Source organism: Rhodococcus sp. DMF-1 (assembly GCF_021441945.1).
In the GTDB taxonomy this organism is placed as follows: Bacteria; Actinomycetota; Actinomycetes; order Mycobacteriales; family Mycobacteriaceae; genus Rhodococcus; species Rhodococcus ruber.
In genome coordinates this window covers 45,412-63,830 of sequence record NZ_CP090443.1, presented here as the reverse complement: position 1 = coordinate 63,830, position 18,419 = coordinate 45,412, and the positions used below count along the sequence as shown (strand labels likewise).

General features: G+C 68.3%; 16 protein-coding genes and 5 pseudogenes. 11 read left to right on the top strand and 10 right to left on the bottom strand.

Annotated features, from left to right (window positions below):
* Positions 1–3: 3 nt before the first annotated feature.
* From LZP97_RS26460 to LZP97_RS26445, 4 genes and pseudogenes are all read left to right on the top strand, one after another.
* Positions 4–144 (top strand): annotated as a pseudogene (locus LZP97_RS26460) (IS1380 family transposase); the annotation flags it as partial.
* A gap of 212 nt (positions 145–356) precedes the next feature.
* On the top strand, positions 357–716 hold the full coding sequence (locus LZP97_RS26455; protein WP_234575149.1) for a hypothetical protein: 360 nt from the start codon (positions 357–359) through the stop codon (positions 714–716).
* On the top strand, positions 713–1,129 hold the full coding sequence (locus LZP97_RS26450) for a hypothetical protein (protein ID WP_234575147.1): 417 nt from the start codon (positions 713–715) through the stop codon (positions 1,127–1,129). The genes LZP97_RS26455 and LZP97_RS26450 overlap by 4 nt, the downstream gene beginning before the upstream one ends.
* Positions 1,130–1,295: 166 nt before the next feature.
* A protein-coding gene (locus tag LZP97_RS26445; RefSeq protein WP_234575247.1) for an IS3 family transposase occupies positions 1,296–2,716 on the top strand; the annotation gives its coding sequence in 2 pieces (ribosomal slippage) (positions 1,296–1,659 and positions 1,659–2,716; 1,422 coding nt in all).
* Between the two features lie 154 nt (positions 2,717–2,870).
* Here the strand turns inward: LZP97_RS26445 and LZP97_RS26440 are convergent.
* Positions 2,871–3,458, bottom strand: coding sequence for a hypothetical protein (locus tag LZP97_RS26440; RefSeq protein WP_234575145.1), 588 nt, complete (start codon positions 3,456–3,458; stop codon positions 2,871–2,873).
* A 248-nt stretch (positions 3,459–3,706) separates the two neighbouring features.
* Between LZP97_RS26440 and mobF the strand changes: the two are divergent.
* The 7 genes and pseudogenes from mobF (at position 3,707) to LZP97_RS26400 (ending at position 10,440) form a co-directional block, all read left to right on the top strand.
* Positions 3,707–4,713, top strand: a pseudogene (gene mobF, locus LZP97_RS26435) (MobF family relaxase).
* Positions 4,680–7,028 carry an AAA family ATPase gene (locus tag LZP97_RS26425; protein WP_267966435.1) on the top strand — a complete coding sequence of 783 codons (2,349 nt, stop codon included), beginning with the start codon at positions 4,680–4,682 and terminating at the stop codon, positions 7,026–7,028. Before mobF ends, LZP97_RS26425 begins: the two are co-directional and overlap by 34 nt.
* Before the next feature lie 61 nt (positions 7,029–7,089).
* Entirely contained in the window at positions 7,090–7,986 is an 897-nt protein-coding gene (locus tag LZP97_RS26420; protein ID WP_234575245.1) for a hypothetical protein, read from the top strand.
* Between the two features lie 46 nt (positions 7,987–8,032).
* The gene (locus LZP97_RS26415) at positions 8,033–8,578 is read left to right on the top strand and encodes a hypothetical protein (RefSeq protein ID WP_234575244.1); all 546 of its coding nucleotides are present in this window, start codon (positions 8,033–8,035) and stop codon (positions 8,576–8,578) included.
* A complete protein-coding gene (locus tag LZP97_RS26410; RefSeq protein ID WP_234575242.1) occupies positions 8,548–9,198 on the top strand; it encodes a hypothetical protein in 651 nt (216 codons plus the stop codon). Before LZP97_RS26415 ends, LZP97_RS26410 begins: the two co-directional genes overlap by 31 nt.
* A gap of 254 nt (positions 9,199–9,452) precedes the next feature.
* Complete coding sequence (locus tag LZP97_RS26405; protein WP_234575240.1) at positions 9,453–9,887, top strand: helix-turn-helix domain-containing protein; 435 nt, start codon at positions 9,453–9,455, stop codon at positions 9,885–9,887.
* Position 9,888: 1 nt separating this feature from the next.
* Complete coding sequence (locus LZP97_RS26400; RefSeq protein ID WP_234575239.1) at positions 9,889–10,440, top strand: PIN domain-containing protein; 552 nt, start codon at positions 9,889–9,891, stop codon at positions 10,438–10,440.
* Positions 10,441–10,761: 321 nt separating this feature from the next.
* On the opposite strand, the gene LZP97_RS26395 is transcribed toward LZP97_RS26400, so the two are convergent.
* The 9 genes and pseudogenes from LZP97_RS26395 to LZP97_RS26355 all read right to left on the bottom strand — a co-directional run bounded on the left by LZP97_RS26395 (position 10,762) and on the right by LZP97_RS26355 (position 18,408).
* Complete coding sequence (locus LZP97_RS26395; protein ID WP_234575237.1) at positions 10,762–11,571, bottom strand: TIGR02391 family protein; 810 nt, start codon at positions 11,569–11,571, stop codon at positions 10,762–10,764.
* 65 nt (positions 11,572–11,636) lie between these two features.
* Positions 11,637–12,155, bottom strand: coding sequence for a DUF4913 domain-containing protein (locus LZP97_RS26390; RefSeq protein ID WP_234575235.1), 519 nt, complete (start codon positions 12,153–12,155; stop codon positions 11,637–11,639).
* A 13-nt stretch (positions 12,156–12,168) separates the two neighbouring features.
* Positions 12,169–12,836: pseudogene (locus tag LZP97_RS26385) on the bottom strand (type IV secretory system conjugative DNA transfer family protein).
* Positions 12,837–13,359: 523 nt separating this feature from the next.
* Positions 13,360–13,623: pseudogene (locus LZP97_RS26380) on the bottom strand (conjugal transfer protein TraD); the annotation flags it as partial.
* Between the two features lie 38 nt (positions 13,624–13,661).
* Positions 13,662–13,997, bottom strand: coding sequence for a hypothetical protein (locus LZP97_RS26375; protein ID WP_234575233.1), 336 nt, complete (start codon positions 13,995–13,997; stop codon positions 13,662–13,664).
* 168 nt (positions 13,998–14,165) lie between these two features.
* On the bottom strand, positions 14,166–14,714 hold the full coding sequence (locus tag LZP97_RS26370) for a hypothetical protein (protein WP_234575231.1): 549 nt from the start codon (positions 14,712–14,714) through the stop codon (positions 14,166–14,168).
* 14 nt (positions 14,715–14,728) lie between these two features.
* The gene (locus tag LZP97_RS26365) at positions 14,729–16,270 is read right to left on the bottom strand and encodes a M23 family metallopeptidase (protein ID WP_234575250.1); all 1,542 of its coding nucleotides are present in this window, start codon (positions 16,268–16,270) and stop codon (positions 14,729–14,731) included.
* Positions 16,271–16,405: 135 nt separating this feature from the next.
* On the bottom strand, positions 16,406–16,660 hold the full coding sequence (locus LZP97_RS26360) for a hypothetical protein (RefSeq protein WP_234575230.1): 255 nt from the start codon (positions 16,658–16,660) through the stop codon (positions 16,406–16,408).
* Positions 16,657–18,408: pseudogene (locus tag LZP97_RS26355) on the bottom strand (ATP-binding protein). Before LZP97_RS26355 ends, LZP97_RS26360 begins: the two are co-directional and overlap by 4 nt.
* Between the last annotated feature and the right edge of the window lie 11 nt (positions 18,409–18,419).

Sequence of the window (18,419 nt, the reverse complement as noted above, 5' to 3'; positions counted from 1 at the left end):
AAGCGGCTGCGGCTGCTGTCGATCGCCGGGAAGGTCGTTCGGCATGCCCGCCGTGTACGGCTGCGGCTGGCCAAGACAGCTCCCGACGTCGACGTTCTCGTCGCCGGACTGAACCGACTCGCAGCACTTCCTGCGCCCGGGTGACCTGCACGTATCTGTCCGATCGAGACGAAAGGAACGATCGTCGGGGCCGTGGACCCCGACGTCACCCGACCGTGTCGGGCGGCCGGCCGTGGCCGCACGACAGCTCCGCGATCTCCACACCCAATCCGAAGACCCTCAGGCCAGCACGCAGGCCGCACGAAAGATTGAGGTTAGGACGATTCACGACCCCTAAGTCGCCTACTCTGCCAGTTGTGGAGATAGACGGGCAAGAGACCATTGCCGCGTGGAATAAAATCGCACCGAGGATTGACCGGTATGTCGAGCGAATCGGGGATCGCAGCGATTTCAGTGTTGCCTCCGGCACCTCGTTGTCTGGGGATGATGCAGCCTCTTTGCCCTATCACGTCTCCCATGCGGTGCGAATGTGTTTCACCGCAGGAATCGATCACCTACACGCGCTTCGGCAGTTGGTGGTCACTGATCGCGTTCTGCATGTAGCTGCACCTTTTTCCTTGCCAGAGCAGCGTTGGAGACGTTCTCCGCTGCATTCTGGATTCTTCATCCCCGAGCTCGGGATGAACGTGTTACGCGTGCGCTTCGCTGGTATATGAAGAACTACATTGAGCAGGACGCCGCCGCAACGGAAATCGGGCAGCCGTTTGATCTTGCAGCGAAGCGCCAGAAAGTCTTTGAAGTTGCCGACCAGCGGGGGTTACCGCGTGACCTAATCGGGACCGGCTATGTAAGTACGACAGCGGTGAAGTATGCCCAGACGCATTCGGCAGCGCGGGTTCTGTTCGTCTGGCAACTCTGCTCGGGATTCGCCCATGGTCGTCCGTGGGCATATTTGGGTGCGTCGGAGCGCGAGGAGTGCGCGACTGCCGATCCGAGTGTGCAGCATGTACGAATGACGAGCAGTTACGGCACAACGCTGCTTCCTGCGTTGAATGCAGTGCATCTGCTTGAGGACGTTTTGCGCAATTACAACCTGCGATCGGGTGGCACGTTCGGTGCTGTGAGGTAGACCGGCTTGCATGTGTCACGCCACACAGGATTCACATGAGCCATCTCCCTGCGTGTCAGCATGAGTTGAGTCCACTGGTTCACAGCAACCCCGCCTGCAGGGCGAGATACGGATCAACCCAACGATGACGATGTCCACCCCTACAGCGGTCGAGGACAATGACCGCATGGTCTCCACTCACCCCCGAGCCGACGGACCCCGCCGGCGCGTGTTCAGCCCCGCCGACAAGCTCTCCCACCTGGACGCGTACGAACAGGCCTGCGAGACGAACGAAGGCGGGGCATACCTGCGCCGTGAAGGCCTGTACTCGTCGCTGATCAGCGAGTGGCGCAAACAACGCGACGCCGGCGTGCTCGACGGCAAGCAACCCGGCACGAAGATCGGCAAACTCACCGCCGAGCAGGCCGAGATCGCCCGACTCAAGCAGGAGCTCGCCCGCGCAAACAAGAGACTGACCACCACCGAGGCCGCACTGGACATCATGGGAAAAGCTCACGCTCTCTTGGAATCTCTCTCCGAGAGAGCGGATTTCGACGACAAGCCGAACAAGCGCTGACCGTAGCGTGGACCGAGCTGGCCGAAGCTGGGGTGTCGACGAGGACGGCCAGCACGCTGACCGGTGTGGTGCGTTCGACCGCAGTCCGGCGGCGCACCGCAGCCTCCGCGCCGACACTCGACGTCGCCCACGGGCCCGCGACCGAGCCGGCGAACAAACTCACCGCCCTCGAGCGGCAGCAGATCCTCGATGTGCTCAATAGTGATCGGTTCGTCGATCAGGCTCCGCTCGAGGTGTATGCGCAACTGCTCGACGAGGGCATCTACCTGTGTTCGGTGTCCACGATGTACCGCGTGTTGCGCGAGAATGCGCAGGTCAGCGAGCGTCGCCGGCTCGCGAGGCATCCGGCGAGGACCTGCCCGGAGTTGGTCGCGACCGCGCCGCGGCAGGTGTACTCGTGGGACATCACGAAGCTTGCCGGGCCGGAGAAGGGCCGCTACTTCGATGCGTACGTGATGATCGACATCTACTCGCGGTACATCGTCGGAGTCCATGTTCACGCTCACGAATCGGGTCTGCTGGCGCGGGAGTTGATGGAGCAGATCTTCGCCGTACACGGGATTCCGCAGGTCGTGCACGCTGACCGTGGTACGTCGATGACCAGCAAGTCCGTCGCCACGTTGCTGGCTGATCTCGAGGTCACCCGTTCGCATTCGCGGCCGCGGGTCTCGAACGACAACCCGTACTCCGAATCGATGTTCAAAACCCTCAAGTACGGGCATCGTTTCCCCGAACGGTTCGGATCCCTCAGTCAAGCAAGGGAATTCATGATCGAGTTCACCGACTGGTACAACCACGAGCACCGCCACACCGGAATCGGGTTGCACACGCCCGCCGACGTCCACTTCGGCCTGGCCGCCGGCAAGTCCGCAGAACGCCGGCGGGTACTCGATACCGCCCGCGCCCAGCATCCACACCGCTTCGGCACCGCGGCGGCGCCGAAGATCCTCGACCTACCCGACACCGTCTACATCAACCGGCCAGCCGACCATCCCGAGACCACAGTGGAGGACGAAACGGCAGCCGCCTGACACCCACTGGACTCAAACTGCTTGACACATTCCGAGGTGCCGGCACTACGGACTCGCTGCGATTGCTGCACAGAAGAAGCCGCACACCCAGTCGGCCTCTTCGGTTCGAGGTCGAAGAGCGGCTCGCCGTCGTCGAGCACTGCTCGCCGACCCGTCATGATCCGACAGCTGCCAGCGCGGCCGGCGACGTCGCGCCGACCGCAACATCGACGGTCGGCACCGAGGCGGTCTCGACCCCGGTGCGAGGAACACTCGACGCCGCAAGGTCCGTCTTCGCCTGCTCGATGATCTTCTTCGCCTTCCGTGCGCCGACCCCGAGCACCGACGCGAGTTCGGTCGCCGACGCACCTTCGGTGAACGCGGCGATGGCTCGGGCGTAGTCGAGCTGCAACGCCGCTTCGTGCGCGTGCTCCTGCGGTGTCAGGCCGAGCTCGGTCGACTCGGCGTCGGTGCGGGCGGCTGCGATCTTCGTGGCGAACTCGGCGCGGATCTTCTCGATCCGCGTGTCGCGTGCCTTCTCCAACTGCGCAATCCTGCGCTGTGCGGCCGTAGCTCGCGCGTCGACGAGCGCGTCGATCTTCGCCAGCTGCGCGGCCACCTCGATGATCGGCGCTGCGAGTGTCTCCAGCTCGGCTTGGCGGGCGAGCAGACGCTCCTTCTCCCGCCGGAGGTTCTCGCGCACGTTCGGGGTGGTGTGCGGGCGCAGGGAGCGGCGCGCTGCCGCCTTCGAAGACGTGGCCATGGCCCGGGAGTGTAGCGGCTCGCCGCGGCCGCGCACGGCCTCCCGCCCCGGCGCCGTGTTGCGGTGTCCGGTCACAACTCTGCTCCCTCTCCCGCCGAAAACCCTCCGTCGTTCCTCACGTCAGCAGCCGCAAGGCGTGTCCGGAACCGTCGAGGTTCTGGACACGCCAGGGCCGACCTGTGGTCATCCCCAAAACTTCTACACACCTCATGCACTGAAGTGCCGACGTGGCATGATCAACTTCCGTGATGACCGTCCACAAGCTCAATGCCGGGGACGGTTACGTCTATCTGACCAAGCATGTGGCGGCCGGCGATGCGACCGAGTCCCGCAAGGCCGATGCGGTCGACTACTACGTCGCCAAGGGCACCCCGCCCGGCATCTGGTGCGGCAAACTGGCCGAGAAGGTCGGCGTCGAAGCCGGCACCGAAGTCACCGAATCGGCGATGCGGTCGGTGTTCGGCGCCGCCCGTACCCCGGAGGCGTTCGATACCCGGCCGGGGAAGAACGCGCCGCTGGCGGAGCGCCTCGACTGGTCCAAGCGCACCGCGCTCGGTCGGGCGTTCTCGTGGTTTCAGGGCAGCCAGGAGTACGTCAACGACGTCGAGGAACTGTGCACCGCGCACAAAGGTCGGCACGGCGAATACCCGGACACGGACACCAAGAAGGCCATCCAGTTCGCCACCGCCCGCAAGCACCTGCGCCGCACCCACGGCCAGAAGGCGGACCTGCTCGGCGACGACGACATCTGGACGTTCGTCGCCGAGCAGTACGGCAAGGCCCGCTCCCCCGTCGCCGGCTACGACCTGGTGTTCACCCCCGCCAAGTCCATCTCCCTGCTGTGGGGACTCGGGGACGAGAAGGTCAAGGCCGCCGTCGAAGCCGCGCATGCGCAGGCCGTGTCCGAGACGCTGGAGTGGCTCGAGAACGAGGTGATCTACACCCGCCGCGGCGCGGCGGGGCCCGCAGGATCAAGGCCGAGGGGCTGCTGGTGGCCCGGTTCGATCACTACGACAACCGCGCGGCGGATCCGAACCTGCACACCCACTGCGCCGTGCTCAATCGGGTGCTGGCCGAGGGCAAGTGGACCACCATCGACGGCACGATCCTGTACAAGGCGAACGTGGCCGCCTCGGAGAAGTACAACACCCGGGTGGCCGATCTGGTGGCCCGCGCACTCGGAGTCACCTTCACCCCCGCCCCGACACCCCGGTCGGCAAACTGCCGGTCCACGAGGTCGCCGGCATCCCGCTGACGCTCATCGAGGAGTTCTCCCGCCGCTCGGCAATCGAGGCGAGACAGGAGGAACTGGCGCGCGAGTACAAGACCCGCTACGGCAAGAATCCGCCGAAGAAGGTGCAGTACGCCCACGCGCAACAGGCCACCCTCGACACCCGCAACGCCAAGAACCCACCCCGCTCGCTGGCCCAGTTGCGGGCCGAATGGCGCCGGCGCGCCGAGGCGATTCTCGCCGGAAACAGCCCCAGCGAGCTGGTCGAATCCGTCCGCAGTGAGCGTGATCGCCGCCCGGTGCTGACCCCGGATCAGGTGCCCGCGGTGGTGGAAAGAGTGGTCGAGACGCTGTCGCGGAAGGTGGGCACGTGGACGGTGTTCTCCCTGTCCGCGGAGCTCGATCGGCAGCTGCGCGCGTTCAGTGTCGGCCGTGACGGCGAGCTGGCGGCGCTGTACGACAACGCCCTCGAACTGGCGTTGCGGGACTACTGTCTGCCGACCTTCACCGAGGAGTACACCGGCCCGGAGCGGATCACCGACCGCATCGAACGGGGCCTTCGGCGCAGTCATCTCACCGACCGCGCCGCGATGCGCTACACCGCCCAGGCGGTCCTCGACGCCGAGGACTTCATGCGCCGGCAGGCCGAGACGGGCGATGAGCGCACCGTCCCCGACTTCGTGATCCGCCGCCAGATCCGCCACGCCGAGAAACAGGCCGGCCACAGCCTCTCAGGCGACCAGCTCGCCCTGATCGAACACTTCCTCACCGCGAAGAAGAAGGTGGCGGTGGCGGTCGGTGCGGCCGGTGCCGGCAAGACCACCGCCGCCACCGTCATCGCCCGCGCCTGGGAAAGCGCGCACGGAAACGTCGTCGCACTCGGTCCGTCGGCCCGGGCCGCCGAAGTCCTCGGGGAGGAAATCTCGGTGCAGGGACGCACCATCGCCGAGGTGCTCACCCGCCACCGGGCCGGGATCCCCACCGGCATCGAAACGGGCAGCCTGCTGCTGGTGGACGAGGCGGGCATGGCCTCGGCCCGCGACCTGGCCGACCTGACACGCATCGCCGTCGAATCCGGGGCGGTGGTGCGGCTGCTGGGCGATCCGCAGCAGCTCGCCTCCGTCGAAGCCGGCGGTGTGTTGCGCGATCTGGCCGACCTGACCGGTGCTCCGTTCCTGGAGAAGGTGCACCGCTTCGCCACACCGGGTGAGGCCGAGGCGAGCCTCGCGCTGCGGTCCGGGGACGTGGCGGCGCTGGACTGGTACGAGCGCCAGGGCCGCATCCGCGAGGGCATGGCGCACGAGCTGACGGACATGGTGTTCGACGCCTACGTCGCCGACGTCGAGGCCGGCCATCTGACGGTGATGGTCGCCCCGACCAACGATCTGGTGCGCCGGCTCAACGAGAAAGCCGCGGCCTACTACCGCGCAAGCGGCACCGTCACCGGGCCGGGAGTCGTGCTCGCCGACGGTCTCGAGGCCGCGGTCGGGGACGTGGTGGTCACCCGTAAGAACAACTCGAAGTACGTCGTGAAGGATGCCGCCGGCAAGAAGGCCGGGCGGGTGAAGAACGGTGATCTGTGGACCGTCGCCGCGATCGGCACCGACGGGTCGCTGCGGCTGCGCCACACCCTCAGCTCCGGTGAGGTCACCGTCGCCGCCGACTACCTCACCGAGAATGTGCACCTCGGCTACGCCACCACCGTGCACCGGGCCCAGGGCATGACCGTCGGCCACTGCCACGTGCTGGCCGCGGCGAGCATGGATCGCCAATCGCTGTATGTGGCGCTCACCCGCGGCAAACTCGCCAACCTCGTCTACGCCGCGCACGACGAGCTGCCCGACTGGGACTTCGAACATGCCCAGGACGAGCACCCCGGCGCGGTCGGGTTGCTGGCGAAGATCGTGGGCCGGGACGGATCGCAGCGCACCGCCCATCAGATGATCGAACAGGCACAGCGTGAGGCAGCGTCGTGGTCGCGCATCACCGAGGTCTACGGGCTGGCGGTCGGCGCGCTGTACGAGGACTACACCGAGACGCTGCTCGGGATGATGCTCACCGAACGGCAACTCGCGTGGGTGCACGACCTCGGCGGCTGGGACACCATCGTCAAGTCCGTCGCCCAGGCCGAAACCTTCGGCTGGGACACCCAGGGCCTGCTGCGCGAAGCCGTCGAGGCGATGCGCGAGCACGGCCGCGCCGCCGCCTCGACGACGACGCGAACGCTCCCGGCCGTGTCCTGGCCGCCGCACTCAAGGACCGCATCTCCCCCACCGACGGACCGGGATTGCCGCGCACCCGCCGCGACGATCTGGCGCGCTACAAGGTGCCGGCCCTGACGGACGCGGCCGCGCAGAGGACCCGATCCTCGCCGCCTACGCCCGCGCCCACCAGCAGCAGATGCACGCCTTCATCGACTCCTACCTCACGACCGCGATCGAGCAAAATGCCCCGTGGCTCGCCGCCGTCGGCACGCCCGGCGACGACCCGCGTCGGGTGCAACTGTGGAATACGACGGTGCGCGAGATCGCCGTCTCGCGAGTGGTGTCAGGGGCACCCGACGACGAGCCCGATCCACTCGCCTACCTGAGCGGCGCTCGCCGGGAGGCGATCGTCTCCCGCATCGAACGGCTGACCGCACCGACCACAAAGCGACGACAGGCGAAGGCGGCCTCCCCGTATGGCCGCTACACCGACGCCGAACTCGCCGCAGCCCGCCGATCCAGCCTCCAGCGCCTCGGCGAGGATCGCCGGCTACTGGCCCTGGCCGAGCAGGAACTCGCCCGCGTCAGCGGCACCGACTCGGCCGTCTCGGCGGTCGATCAGCGCGTCGCCGAGGCCGAACACCAGGACCGACAGATCCAGAACGTGCGCAGCGCCCGCACTCACCTCGACCTACTGCGCCACTCCGGTACCGCGACCGCGCAGCAGCTCGCCGACGCGACCACCGCGGTGTCGGCCGCCGAAGCCGCGGCACCGCCCGAACGGGACTGGCCGATCGTCGAACGCTCCGCACAGTTCAACCGGGCCGCAGCTGCCCGCTACGACCGCGCCCGCGTCCTCGACGACCAGGCCATCGGCCGGGTCACCGACCGCATCACCCGACTCGGTGAAGGACTGCGCACCGACCACAGCCTCCTCGAGCAGATCGACGCCGAGATCGCCCGCCGCCGGGACGGAGGAACCCGACCAGGTAGCGATCCACAGACGAAGCAGCCGGAACCGCACTCGCCGACCCGCCAGGAGACCGAGCTCGACCCCAGCCGGCACGAACGCGGCCCGAACCTGGACCTGTAAGACCGCCCAGCCTGCCCAGAGGCGAGAAAGGCACGGAACACACGCGATGGCTGACCACGACAGACAGCGGCGCGGGCGACCGAACCGCTCCCGCTCGTCCGACCCGACTCCGACATCGCCGCTCCCGCAGCCGGACGCCTCGAACCCGACCTGGGCGCCCGGTGTCCCGCACCGCAGGCCGGCCCGCGCTCAGGCCACGCAGGACGTGCTCGACCTCGCGGCGTTCCTCGGCAAGGTCGAGACCGAACGCCGTCGGGACCGGCCCACGCCGACGCCGCAGCCCATGCGGGACGTACTCGGCGCCTTCCACGGTTCGCCGGCCGCGCAGACCACCATCCAGATCCTCGCCGCCGCTGCCACAGCGCGGCATGTCGGCGCCCAGTCGGCCGGCGCCCGCCGGTGGGAGACGCTGGCGCAGGACAATGCCGCGCGACTCGAGGCCGTACGGGCACAGCAGCACCGGCAGGACCAGGCGCGGTATGCGGCCGCGCAGACGCCCCCGAGCAGGTGTGGCAGCGCACTACCGAGCGCGCTCAGGCCGAGGCGGCGATGGATCGGCGAGTGTTCGACGCGGCAGCCGCGCTCGCCCTGAGCTACGTCGCAGTGAGGAGCCTGCCTCCGTTCGACAGACTCGCCGAGTTGTCGCACAAGCACCTTGCCGTGGCCGAGGCGGACCCCGACTACGCCGAGGCGACCGAGACCACCCGGTCACCGGGGCAGGTCCCCGATGGCGGAGTGCCCGAGAACACCACCGACAGCGACGTCGAACGACATCGGGACGACACCGACCTCGCGGCCGAGACCAGGATCGATCTCGGCAAGGAGGCCGCCGATATCGACGTGCAGCCTTCCGCCGACGTGGTCGACGGCGCCGACATGTCCGACCCACTCGAGCAGGTCGCCGCGCCCCCGCAGAAGGGCAGTACCGATCCGAACACCCTCGGAGCGGTGCTGCAGAGGGCAGGGCACGGCCTGTCCACGGCGGTCGGCCCGCTGCACGGAGACGACGACGTCGCCGCGCCCTTGTCGCCGGTCGACCTGTCACCCCTCGGCCAGGAACTGCTCGACGCCTTGGGCGCAGCCATGAGCGGCCATCCCCGCTCGGTGACCGAGATCCTCAACCTCGACCGCGAACCCGACCGCAGCAACGAGGCCGCGTTCGTCCCCGACATGACGCTCGACCCGGGCCGAGACAGGGCAGTAACCGCATAGGCCCACAAGGGGCGCTTCTCGTTGTCCGCAGGCGCTGTCGAGGCCACGATCTACATGGACACTGGCATCCAAGTCGGTTCCGTTGCTCTGAGGGTGGATGACTCGGCATACGAGCCGTCAGGCGATCCGTTTGTCGAGGTTCTCTGCTCGACGTCGTCCAGTGCCTGCTCGACAGCGTCCGGCTGTCCCGACACCCCCGCGTTGTTGCGTTTATTTCGTTTGATGCATATATTGCGTTGAGAGGAGGTGGGGGCATGTCGGCCGTCGAACATCCCACTGCGGTGGAGCAGGAACAAGCCCGCCAGGCACTGAGCGCGTTGCGGGACGTGCACCCCGGCGCCGACACGTTCGATGTCACCGTGGCCGGGACGTCGGAGTCGGTGCATCTGCCGGGCGCCGCGCTCGAGTTGATCCGCGAGGTGTTGGCGAACATGGCTGCCGGCCAAGGGGTGACGGTGGTTCCGGCGCATGCGGAACTGACCACCCAGCAGGCCGCCGAACTGCTCAACGTCTCGCGCCCGCACGTGATCAAACTCCTCGACGAGGGACGGATCCGATACCGGCTGGTCGGGCGGCACCGCCGCATCCTGGCCTCCTCGCTGCTCGAGTACCGACGCACCCAGCAACGCGAGACCCGACGCGCCGCCGACGACCTCGCGGCGCTGTCGGAAGATCTCGGGCTGTACTGACGTGACATTCACCGTCGTCTACGACGCGAACGTGCTGTACCCGAACGTGCTGCGGGACGTGCTGATCCGCCTGGCCCAGACCGGGCTGGTGCACGCCCGGTGGACCGACCGGATCCTCGACGAGGTCTTGCGCAACCTCGGCGCCGACCGGCCCGACATCCCCACCGCCACCCTGCTGCGGCTGCGGGAGCTGATGACCCGGGCCGTGCCGGACTGCCTGGTCACCGGGTACGAGTCCCTCGTCCCGGCATTGACGTTGCCCGATCCCGACGACCGGCACGTGCTGGCGGCGGCGATCCGCTGCGGCGCCCAGGTGATCGTCACCGCGAACCTGCGCGACTTCCCCGCCGCCGAACTCGCCCGGTTCGACATCCAGGCCCTGCACCCGGACGAGTTCGTGATGGACCTGTTCACCCTCGACGGTGCGCGGGTGCACCACGCGATCAGCGCCACCGCCGCCGCCTGGCGCAACCCACCCGGCACCCCCGCCGACGTGTGCGACCGCCTCGCCGCCGCGGGACTGCCGATCTCCGCGGCGGCGCTGCGCCGCTGACCTCGACACGCAACCGACCCCGCAGGAGTCGGTCCGGATCGCCACGGTGCAGACAGCGGCAGTTGGCGGGCCGCTGACGAACACCACGACCTCGGGACACGTCGGCTGTGTCCCGACGCGAATCCGAAGCGGCCTCTCGCCCATGCGAATGCGCGTCAACACGCCGGTCGCCTCGCGCCCGCCGCTGCACAACAGATTCGGTGTCGTGCACCAGCTCTGGTCTCCGAGCCATCGGTGGGCAGGTGCGCGACCGATGGGCAGTGGTCCCTCGCCGCAGCGACTGCAGTTGATGGTGGCTTGCGGGTGCCAGACCATCGCCCTTCACCCCGCGGTACCGAGCCGTGCGCCATCGAGGCGACGGTGGATCATCGAGAGTGTCCCGAGCACGTCGAGAGCGTCCTGCTCAGTTACATTCCATGCCAGTCGGGGCTCATGAGCCGCCGGGTTTCTGAAGGCTGCGAACACTCCCTCTGCCAGGAGCGCGACGCCCTCCTGCTCGTTGCGCTCAGTGACGGTTGTGTAGTTGGTGAGGAGCAGGCGTGGAGACTTCCCTCTCAGCGCTACCTGCACGAGGGCGCGGCCGTCCTGGTCCAGCTCCGACTTGTCCCGGAGGCGCGCCCCCAGTCCTTTGACCGCCTCGAACACAGCTTCGTAGCAGTCCTTCCGGAGCAGTTCCGGCCGACAGTGACGAACCACCTCTGGGTGCGCACCGCGGTCGGTCAGCAGCTTGTGTAACCGTTCACTTCTGGCTGCAGCTTCGGATGCAGTGGTCGTGCGCACGGTTCTGCCGATGCGTCCGTCGGGACGGACATAGAGCCCGGACAGCGAGAGAATTTGTGTCAGCTCGTCTCGGGCGATTGCCGCCCCGGCCTGCTTGCCGAGGGCGCGATCCGGGGCCATCGCTGCGGTAACGAGCGCGAGAATCGGCCGTCCGTCCCGTTGCTTCGCCTGCTGGGCGTCCATCGCCGCAGCAACCCGCCGCCATTTCGTGGTGCCTTCCCCGAGTGGGTCGGCCAGTTTTACCGACGCCAGAATCCGGGTCAACTCCGAGCCGCTGTAAAGGTCTCCGATCACTCGCGCAACGGCCTCGACGGTCCCCGCCGAGAACACTTCAATGCTCTTGTCTGCCACGGCAGCAGATTAGCTGCCAGGACCGATGCCAAAGCGTTGAGTTCGAGGGCGGCGCTGGAACATTGCTAATCTGGGCCTGCGTTCTGATTCAGAATCATGTCCAGGGCCGCGGCGGGAATGGGGTCGGACGGCATGGCCGGCCAACCCATGAAGCTGCGGTCGGACGTGGCGTTGGCCATCGGCCCGGTGTCGCCGTCGAGGATGACTCGCAGGTGCGGTTCGAGGTGCTGGATCCACCACGAGGACATGGCCGACGCGGAGTCGGAGGCTCGGGCGTCCTCCCACGCCTGGTGCAGCGCGGTCAGGCGGGCGACGACCTCCGGATAGGCCCACCAACGTGGGTCCCAGGACAGGCCGCCGTCGTTGTCGCTGATCCTGCGCCGGATCACCGGCAGGAAGAAGCCCTGGACGAACTCGACGACGTTCGCGAACTTCGGTTCGATGCGAGCTTGCTCGGAAGAGTCGTCGTCGTACTTGGGTTCAAGCTCGTCCTCTTGCTCGAACTCGTCTTCGTACTCCGCGCCCTCAGGAGTTTCGTCCCCTGCCGCCCATTCTTCGGACGCGGCGGTGTTCAGTCCAACCATGGTCACTCCTTCATCAGAAATTCGGAGTTGAAGAGCGAGTCGGCACGAGAGAGTTCGGTAGGGGTTCTTCCTCGAAGGCCGGCGACCGCTCGTGGTTGTGCTGCGGCGTCGTCACCATGGGGTCGGCAGCAATGTCACCCCAGTGAGAGGAACCGATAGGACGTGCCTCCTGCTGGACGGGTGCGAACTGCGCGCTCTCGCGCACGGACCGGTGGATCTGGTCGGCGAGCGGCGAGTTCCCCCAGAATGCCTTGCGGACCAGGATCGGGGTGGCGCCACCGATCGTGACCAGGGCGCGAGTTTTCGGCAGGGCCCGCAGGTCCCGCTTTTCGAAGATGGTTTCCTTCTGCCAGCTGCTCGACACGCTCGACTGACTGCTGGAGAAGAAGCCGGCGGGGCGACTGCGGGATTCGGTGTCGACGTAGTGGGTGCCGACGGCATCGGCCAGCCCGGAGAGGAACGCGTCGTCGTCGACGTTGCCGCCGTACCAGGTCACGCTGGCTGCATCGACCATGGCTTTGAACGCTTCGCGGCCCCACACCTTCTCGCCCTGGGAGGGGACTGGAAGAAGGTGATGAGGATGATGCCGCGGCCGCCGAAGTGTGAGTACCAGCGCGGCAGGTCGTCGAGCTTGCAGATGTTGGCAGCTTCGTCGAGCACCGCGGTCAGCGGGATCGGCATCCGTCCCGAGTCCTGCTGTTCGGAGTACTCCTCGGCACAGGTAAGGATCTGCCCGACCAGGGCACTCGAGAGCGCCGAGGACGAGCCGGGTCCGTCTTTGGACAGCGCGTACATCGTGTCGGTGCGCTTGACGAACTCGTCGGCGAGGAATTCCGGCAGGTCGTGAACGCGGCGGCCGGGGTGACGGTGACCTGGCCGTTCGTGTCGGTGCCGATGACCACCCGGCGGTTCGGCAGGACCGCGTCGGCGTAGCGGGGTTCGTCCAGCGGGGACAGGAAGCGGCGGGCCATGTCGTAGAAGCCGTCACGTTGTTTGGCGTTGACGGCCTGCTTGCCGCGCATCGTGCGGGCGAGTTCCGGGTAGCCGTGCTGCTCGAGCACCGCCGGGGGATCTGCGATTGGGTGTGGGTCAGCCACTCGACCACATGCCGGATGTCCCCGCCGGCCAGGGCGGCGGCGAGCAGGTAGGAGGCGAACAGGTCCCGGGCGTTGCCGTCGAAGTAGGCATCGACGCGGGCGCCGGCGTCGGTGGCGGCGGAGATGAAGTAGCCGCACACCGCCGCAGCAGAGGGCAGGTCGGTGACGGTGCGCAGCGGATCGAACCAGAAGCTCGCTCGCTGCTGCCGGTTACCGGTGGTCACCCCTTGCAGGTCGAACACCCACACCCGCCCGCTCTGGCGGCGGAGACCGACGGTGTGGGAGTACACATCGCCGCGGTTCGAGGCCACCAGCGCCGCCCCCGGGGCGTGGCAGATCGCCGGGATAGCGAACGATGCGGACTTACCCATGCGGGCGCCGGCGAACGCGATCGCCACAAATTCCCAGGTCATCCGCAGGGTGTGACCCCGACCACGGTGTGGCCGAGAGGGATGCCGAGATAGCCGGGATGGTCTGTCGGGATGGCCGGGGCGAGCCGGGCAGTGCTGGCCGCGAGGTACTTCGGGTCGGCCTCGTCGACCTGGCGCGGATCGACCATCGTGCGAGCCAGGCGATCGATGTGCTTGTCGAACCGCTTACCCCTGACCGTCTCGATCACTCCGAACCGGCGCAGCGTCCACCATCCGGCCCCGGCGGTCGCCGCGACCAGGACCACCTCGAGGATCAGGACGGTCGTCGCCCCCGGCGGCCAGCTGGTCGACCCCAACGCCAACGACAGCAGCAATCCGATCGGGTTCCAGGTGGGCTTGTCTCCCCGCCGGTGTTGTAGGCGATCGTCGGCAGATACGCCGCCACCACCACGAACGGGAACGCCGTGAGGAACACCTCGTCGGCGCTGGAGGAGGTGCGGGGCCGGTCGCGCCTGGTCTGTGCCATGTCTCGTGCGCCCCTTCTACTGCTGGAATCGGTAGTCGGTCAGTCGCCAGCCGTCGTCGGTGCGGACGGTGGTGGTGCGCCATAGCTGCGGGGTCAGGCGGGTGCTGCGCCCGCTGGCGTGCAGCACCGTCTGGGTGCAGATCACGTCGATGACCACGGTGCGCATCCCGGCCGGGGCCTCCGGGGTGGTGTCCGAATGGGCGCAGACCGCCGTCACCGCGTCTTTCGCCGCCGCCCACTGCTGCCACTCGGCATCGGGCCGGACGTCGGCACGGGTGCCGGATTCGGCGACGGCGAGCAGGTCCCCGCCGAGATACGGCGTGGCTCGGAGCAGGGCGTCGGCCTTGCTCTCGTCGATCGCGGGCTGCCAGGACAGGACCATCTGCATCGCCGTGGTCGCGGTGTCGTCGGCGTCGATCTGCTGGGGTGAGAGCGGCTCGATCACGTGGTGGTCGTCGCTGCCCTCATGCACGTGCTGGTTGCTGGTGGTGTCGCTGCCGCAGCCCGCCAAGAAGGCGGCGGCCGCGGTGCACACCGCTGCGACGGTGATGCGTGTGATCTGCACGGGCTTGTCTTCTTTCACTGGTTGCTCATCGCCCGGTACTGCGGTTCGGCGGCGAGGATCGTGTCGGCGTAGGGGCGGGTCTGCACCACGTAGTCGGTGTGCCCGGTGGGGAAGCCCCCGGAGTTCAGGACGGCGCCTTCGCCGGCGTTGTAGCCGGCCAGATACAGCTCGGTGCGCCCGTTCGGTGCGGAGACCGTGCCTTCTGTGATCGCGCCGTCGATGGTGGCGGCGATGGTGCACATGTAGTGGCCCTGGGCCATGACGGCATCGCCGATGCTGTTCACATCGACCTTCCCGTCGCCGTCGTAGTCCTGGCCGTAGGTCGCCCAGGTGCCCGGCATGAACTGCGCCGGTCCCCTCGCCCCGGTCACCGACACCGGGGCAGAGTCTCCGTGGCGGAAGCCGTTCTCGGCGGCGAGCTGCGCGGCGAGCAACGACGGTCTGATCTGCGGGCAGATCGACCCGGCTTTGTCGATCCACGGCACGAACTCCTCCGGCACGGTGCCGTCGGCGAGGCTGTCACCGAGGCCGTCGCCGGAAATCAGGCAGTCGGCGGCCGCGGCGGTGGCGTGGCCGCTGCCATCGGGCAGCGATCCCCACGACACCAACCTCTCGTCGGTGCCCTGACCCCGCACGCTGATGTGCACGTGGTCGTAGTGGTTCTGGGTTTCGCTGCCGCGGTCCTCCATCAGGCTCGGGGCACCACCGACGGGGTAGTAGGTCTGTCGCCAGATCACGTACTCGACGTCGAAGAACTCCGCGTTGGCCAGGATGTAGTCGGTGATCTCGTCGCCGAGAGCCACCCCGTCGCCGGAGCGGTGGTGCGGGATCATCAGATCGACGGCCCGGCCTTCGGTGTGGTCGCTGGCGTAACCGCCGCCTGGGCGCCAACCGCCGAGGCCGGCGATCCGGTCGCCGAACTTCAGATGCAGAGCGCGAGCGAGTTTCTTCGCATCGACCTGCAGGCCCTGCTCGGAGCCGACCGACGGCGGCAACGGCTGCGCCAAGTTCCCTTGGGGCGGGGCGGACGGCACCGGCGTGGTCGGCCCGGCCGACGTCTCCCCCGGTGCGGGGGCGGATTCGTAGTACGGCAGCGGGTCCACCGCCGAGGCTCCCCAGCCACCGGGCCAGACTTCCCAGTGCAGGTGCGGGCCGGTCGATTGACCGCGGTTGCCCAGGGTGGCGATCTGCTGACCGGCGCGGACCTGCTCGCCGACGGCGACGGTGTAGGTCTCGATGTGCCCGTACACGGTGGACACCAGCCGGCCACCTTGCACATGGTCGAGCACCACCCACTGCCCGAACCCGGAGGCCGGTCCGGCATGGCGCACCACCCCGTCGGCCGAGGCATAGATGGGGGTGCCGACGGCGCCGGCCAGGTCGATGCCCTGATGCTGCGTCCCCCACCGCGGGCCGAACCCGGAGGTGACGGTGACCGCGGAGGGATCGACCGGCTTGACGAACGAGCCCCTCGGTGCGAGCCGGTCCCCCGACCCGGAGCCGGGTCCGAGACACGTCGTGCCGGCCTGACGGTCCTCCTCGTCCTGGATCCCCATCACCAGCACGAGGAGCAGGAAGAACGGAACGAGGATGAGCGCCAGGATCGGCGCGATCAGCCCGGTTCCCCCTTGGTGTTCACCGCAGGCTCAGATCCTCGGCCACGAGGCGGTGTTTCTTTGCCAGCGCCCGGTTCAGTTCCTGCGCCGTCGCCAGCTCGGCTTCGAGGGCGGCGACATCGCGTTCGGTGCGGCGGGGCGCCGGCCGGAGCGGGTGACCCAGCCCCGCACGGTCGTCTCGGCCACGTCGAGCTGCGCCGCGGCGGCTCGCGTCGCGGCGGTGAAGGAGTCCCCGGCTTCCATCCGCGCGAGGACCGCCTCGATCGCGGCCTCGCGGGTGAGGTCGTCGACCAGGGTGTATCGGCGGCGGGGACGCTGACGCCGGCTCATGCGGCGAACTCCGTGCCCCGGTCCTCGTCGGCGGCCCGCAGACGGGCGTCGGTGTCGTGAATCCCGGAGTCCTTCTCCGCGGGGGCACCCACACCTTGAACGGGGTGCCGGGGGTCGCGCCTTCGCCGAGCTTGAGCAGGAAGTGCCCGACACCGGCCGCGGTGCGCGTGCTCTCGACCGTGTCGGCCTCGCCTGCCTCGCCCTGCAACATCCGGCGGCGGGCTTGGCGCAGTGCCTTCTTCTCGTCCACCGAGGAGGTGGTGTCGTTGGCCCAGCCGGTGACCATCGCGCGTTCAGCGCGGGAGAACTTCATGAAGTGGGCGAGGCGGTCGAGTTCGGCGTCGGGGACCGGGCCGATGATCCGGGCGCGGGAGCGTTCGATCATGCCCAGGGCCCCGACCTTCTCGAAGTCCGCCAGCGAGTGGGTGACCATCGTCATCGCCACGCCCATCGACCGCTGCAGCCGCTGCACCGCATCCAGCCGGGCCACCGCCGCGCTGCCGGTCGCGATCACCTGCCAGACCTCGTCCAAGATGATGTGCGCCGCGATCGACTTCGCGCCGGGCACCTGGTTGTCGGCCAGGATGTGCGCCGCCTCCACCGCCGCGAACGCTTCGTTCCAGCCGGCCAGCAGCACCGCGGCCCGCATCAACTCGTCCCCGGGCGGCACGGAGGACATGTCCAGGTCCACCATCGGCTTGGTGATATCGATCCGCACGGTGCTGTGCCGGTTGAAGGTCTCCCCGAACCGGCCCTTGACCAGCGCCCGCAGCGACCGCAACAAGGGCTTGATCTGACCGCGGTACTCCTCGTCGGTGTCGGCCACCGCGTCGTCCCTCAGCTCCTCGGGGCCGGCCGCGATCAGCGCGAGCAGGTCCTCGATCCGGGCCGCGTGAGTATTGGTGAACTGCGAGCCCGGTGCGTAGAGCAGCCGGATCGCCGAGGCGAGCAGGGTTTCCTCGAAGTCCTCGAGCCGCCGCGGCGGACGATCTCGAGCAGCGCGCAGAGCATGTTGAGCTGGCGGGCGTGCAGCGCGAACTCGGCCTTGTCCCGTTCGAGGGAGCCTGCGGGGAGTTGTTCGATCGCATCCCCGATCGGGCCGCGGTCGAGCGGGTTGATCGCGCCGGTGCCGTAGCCGACCTCGCTGACCTGCCCGCCGACCTGCTCGGCGAGCACCCGCAGGTCCGGTTTGACGTCGCCGGGCACGAGCACGAGCGTGCCCCGGGCGATGTCGCCGAGGGCGATGCGGCGCAGCAGGGTGGATTTGCCGAAGCCGTTGAGGGCGCAGATGAAACAGGACGGGGCGGTGATCGCCTTCATTGTCCAGGCGTAGAGCGGATCGAACCCGACCGCCGCGCCGGTGGTCAGGTGCCGGCCGAGTGGGGTGCCCAGCAGCGGGGCCTTCGCCCCGACGATCCACGGGTAGATCCCGGCGACCTGCACACTCGTGCCGCGGTATTCGACCGGCGGCATCACCGTGGACATCCGGCCCCTCCGGGGCCGTCGAATCCGCGGGCGTCGAGATCGGCCACCTGGCGGTCGAACGGATCGGAACTCGTCCGCGTCAGTTGCTCGACCCTGGCGCGCCGGTGGTACTGGCGCTGGACCAGGGCGGTCTTCCAGGCCTTCTTGAGGCCGGTGGCCGAGGCGGCCTGCTCCTCGAGGGCGGACAGGTCCTCGTCCGACAGCAGCGTCGTGGCGATCTTCTCGGCTTGTGCGATGCGAGTCGAGGTCGTGGCTTTCCCCATGGCGGCGGTCC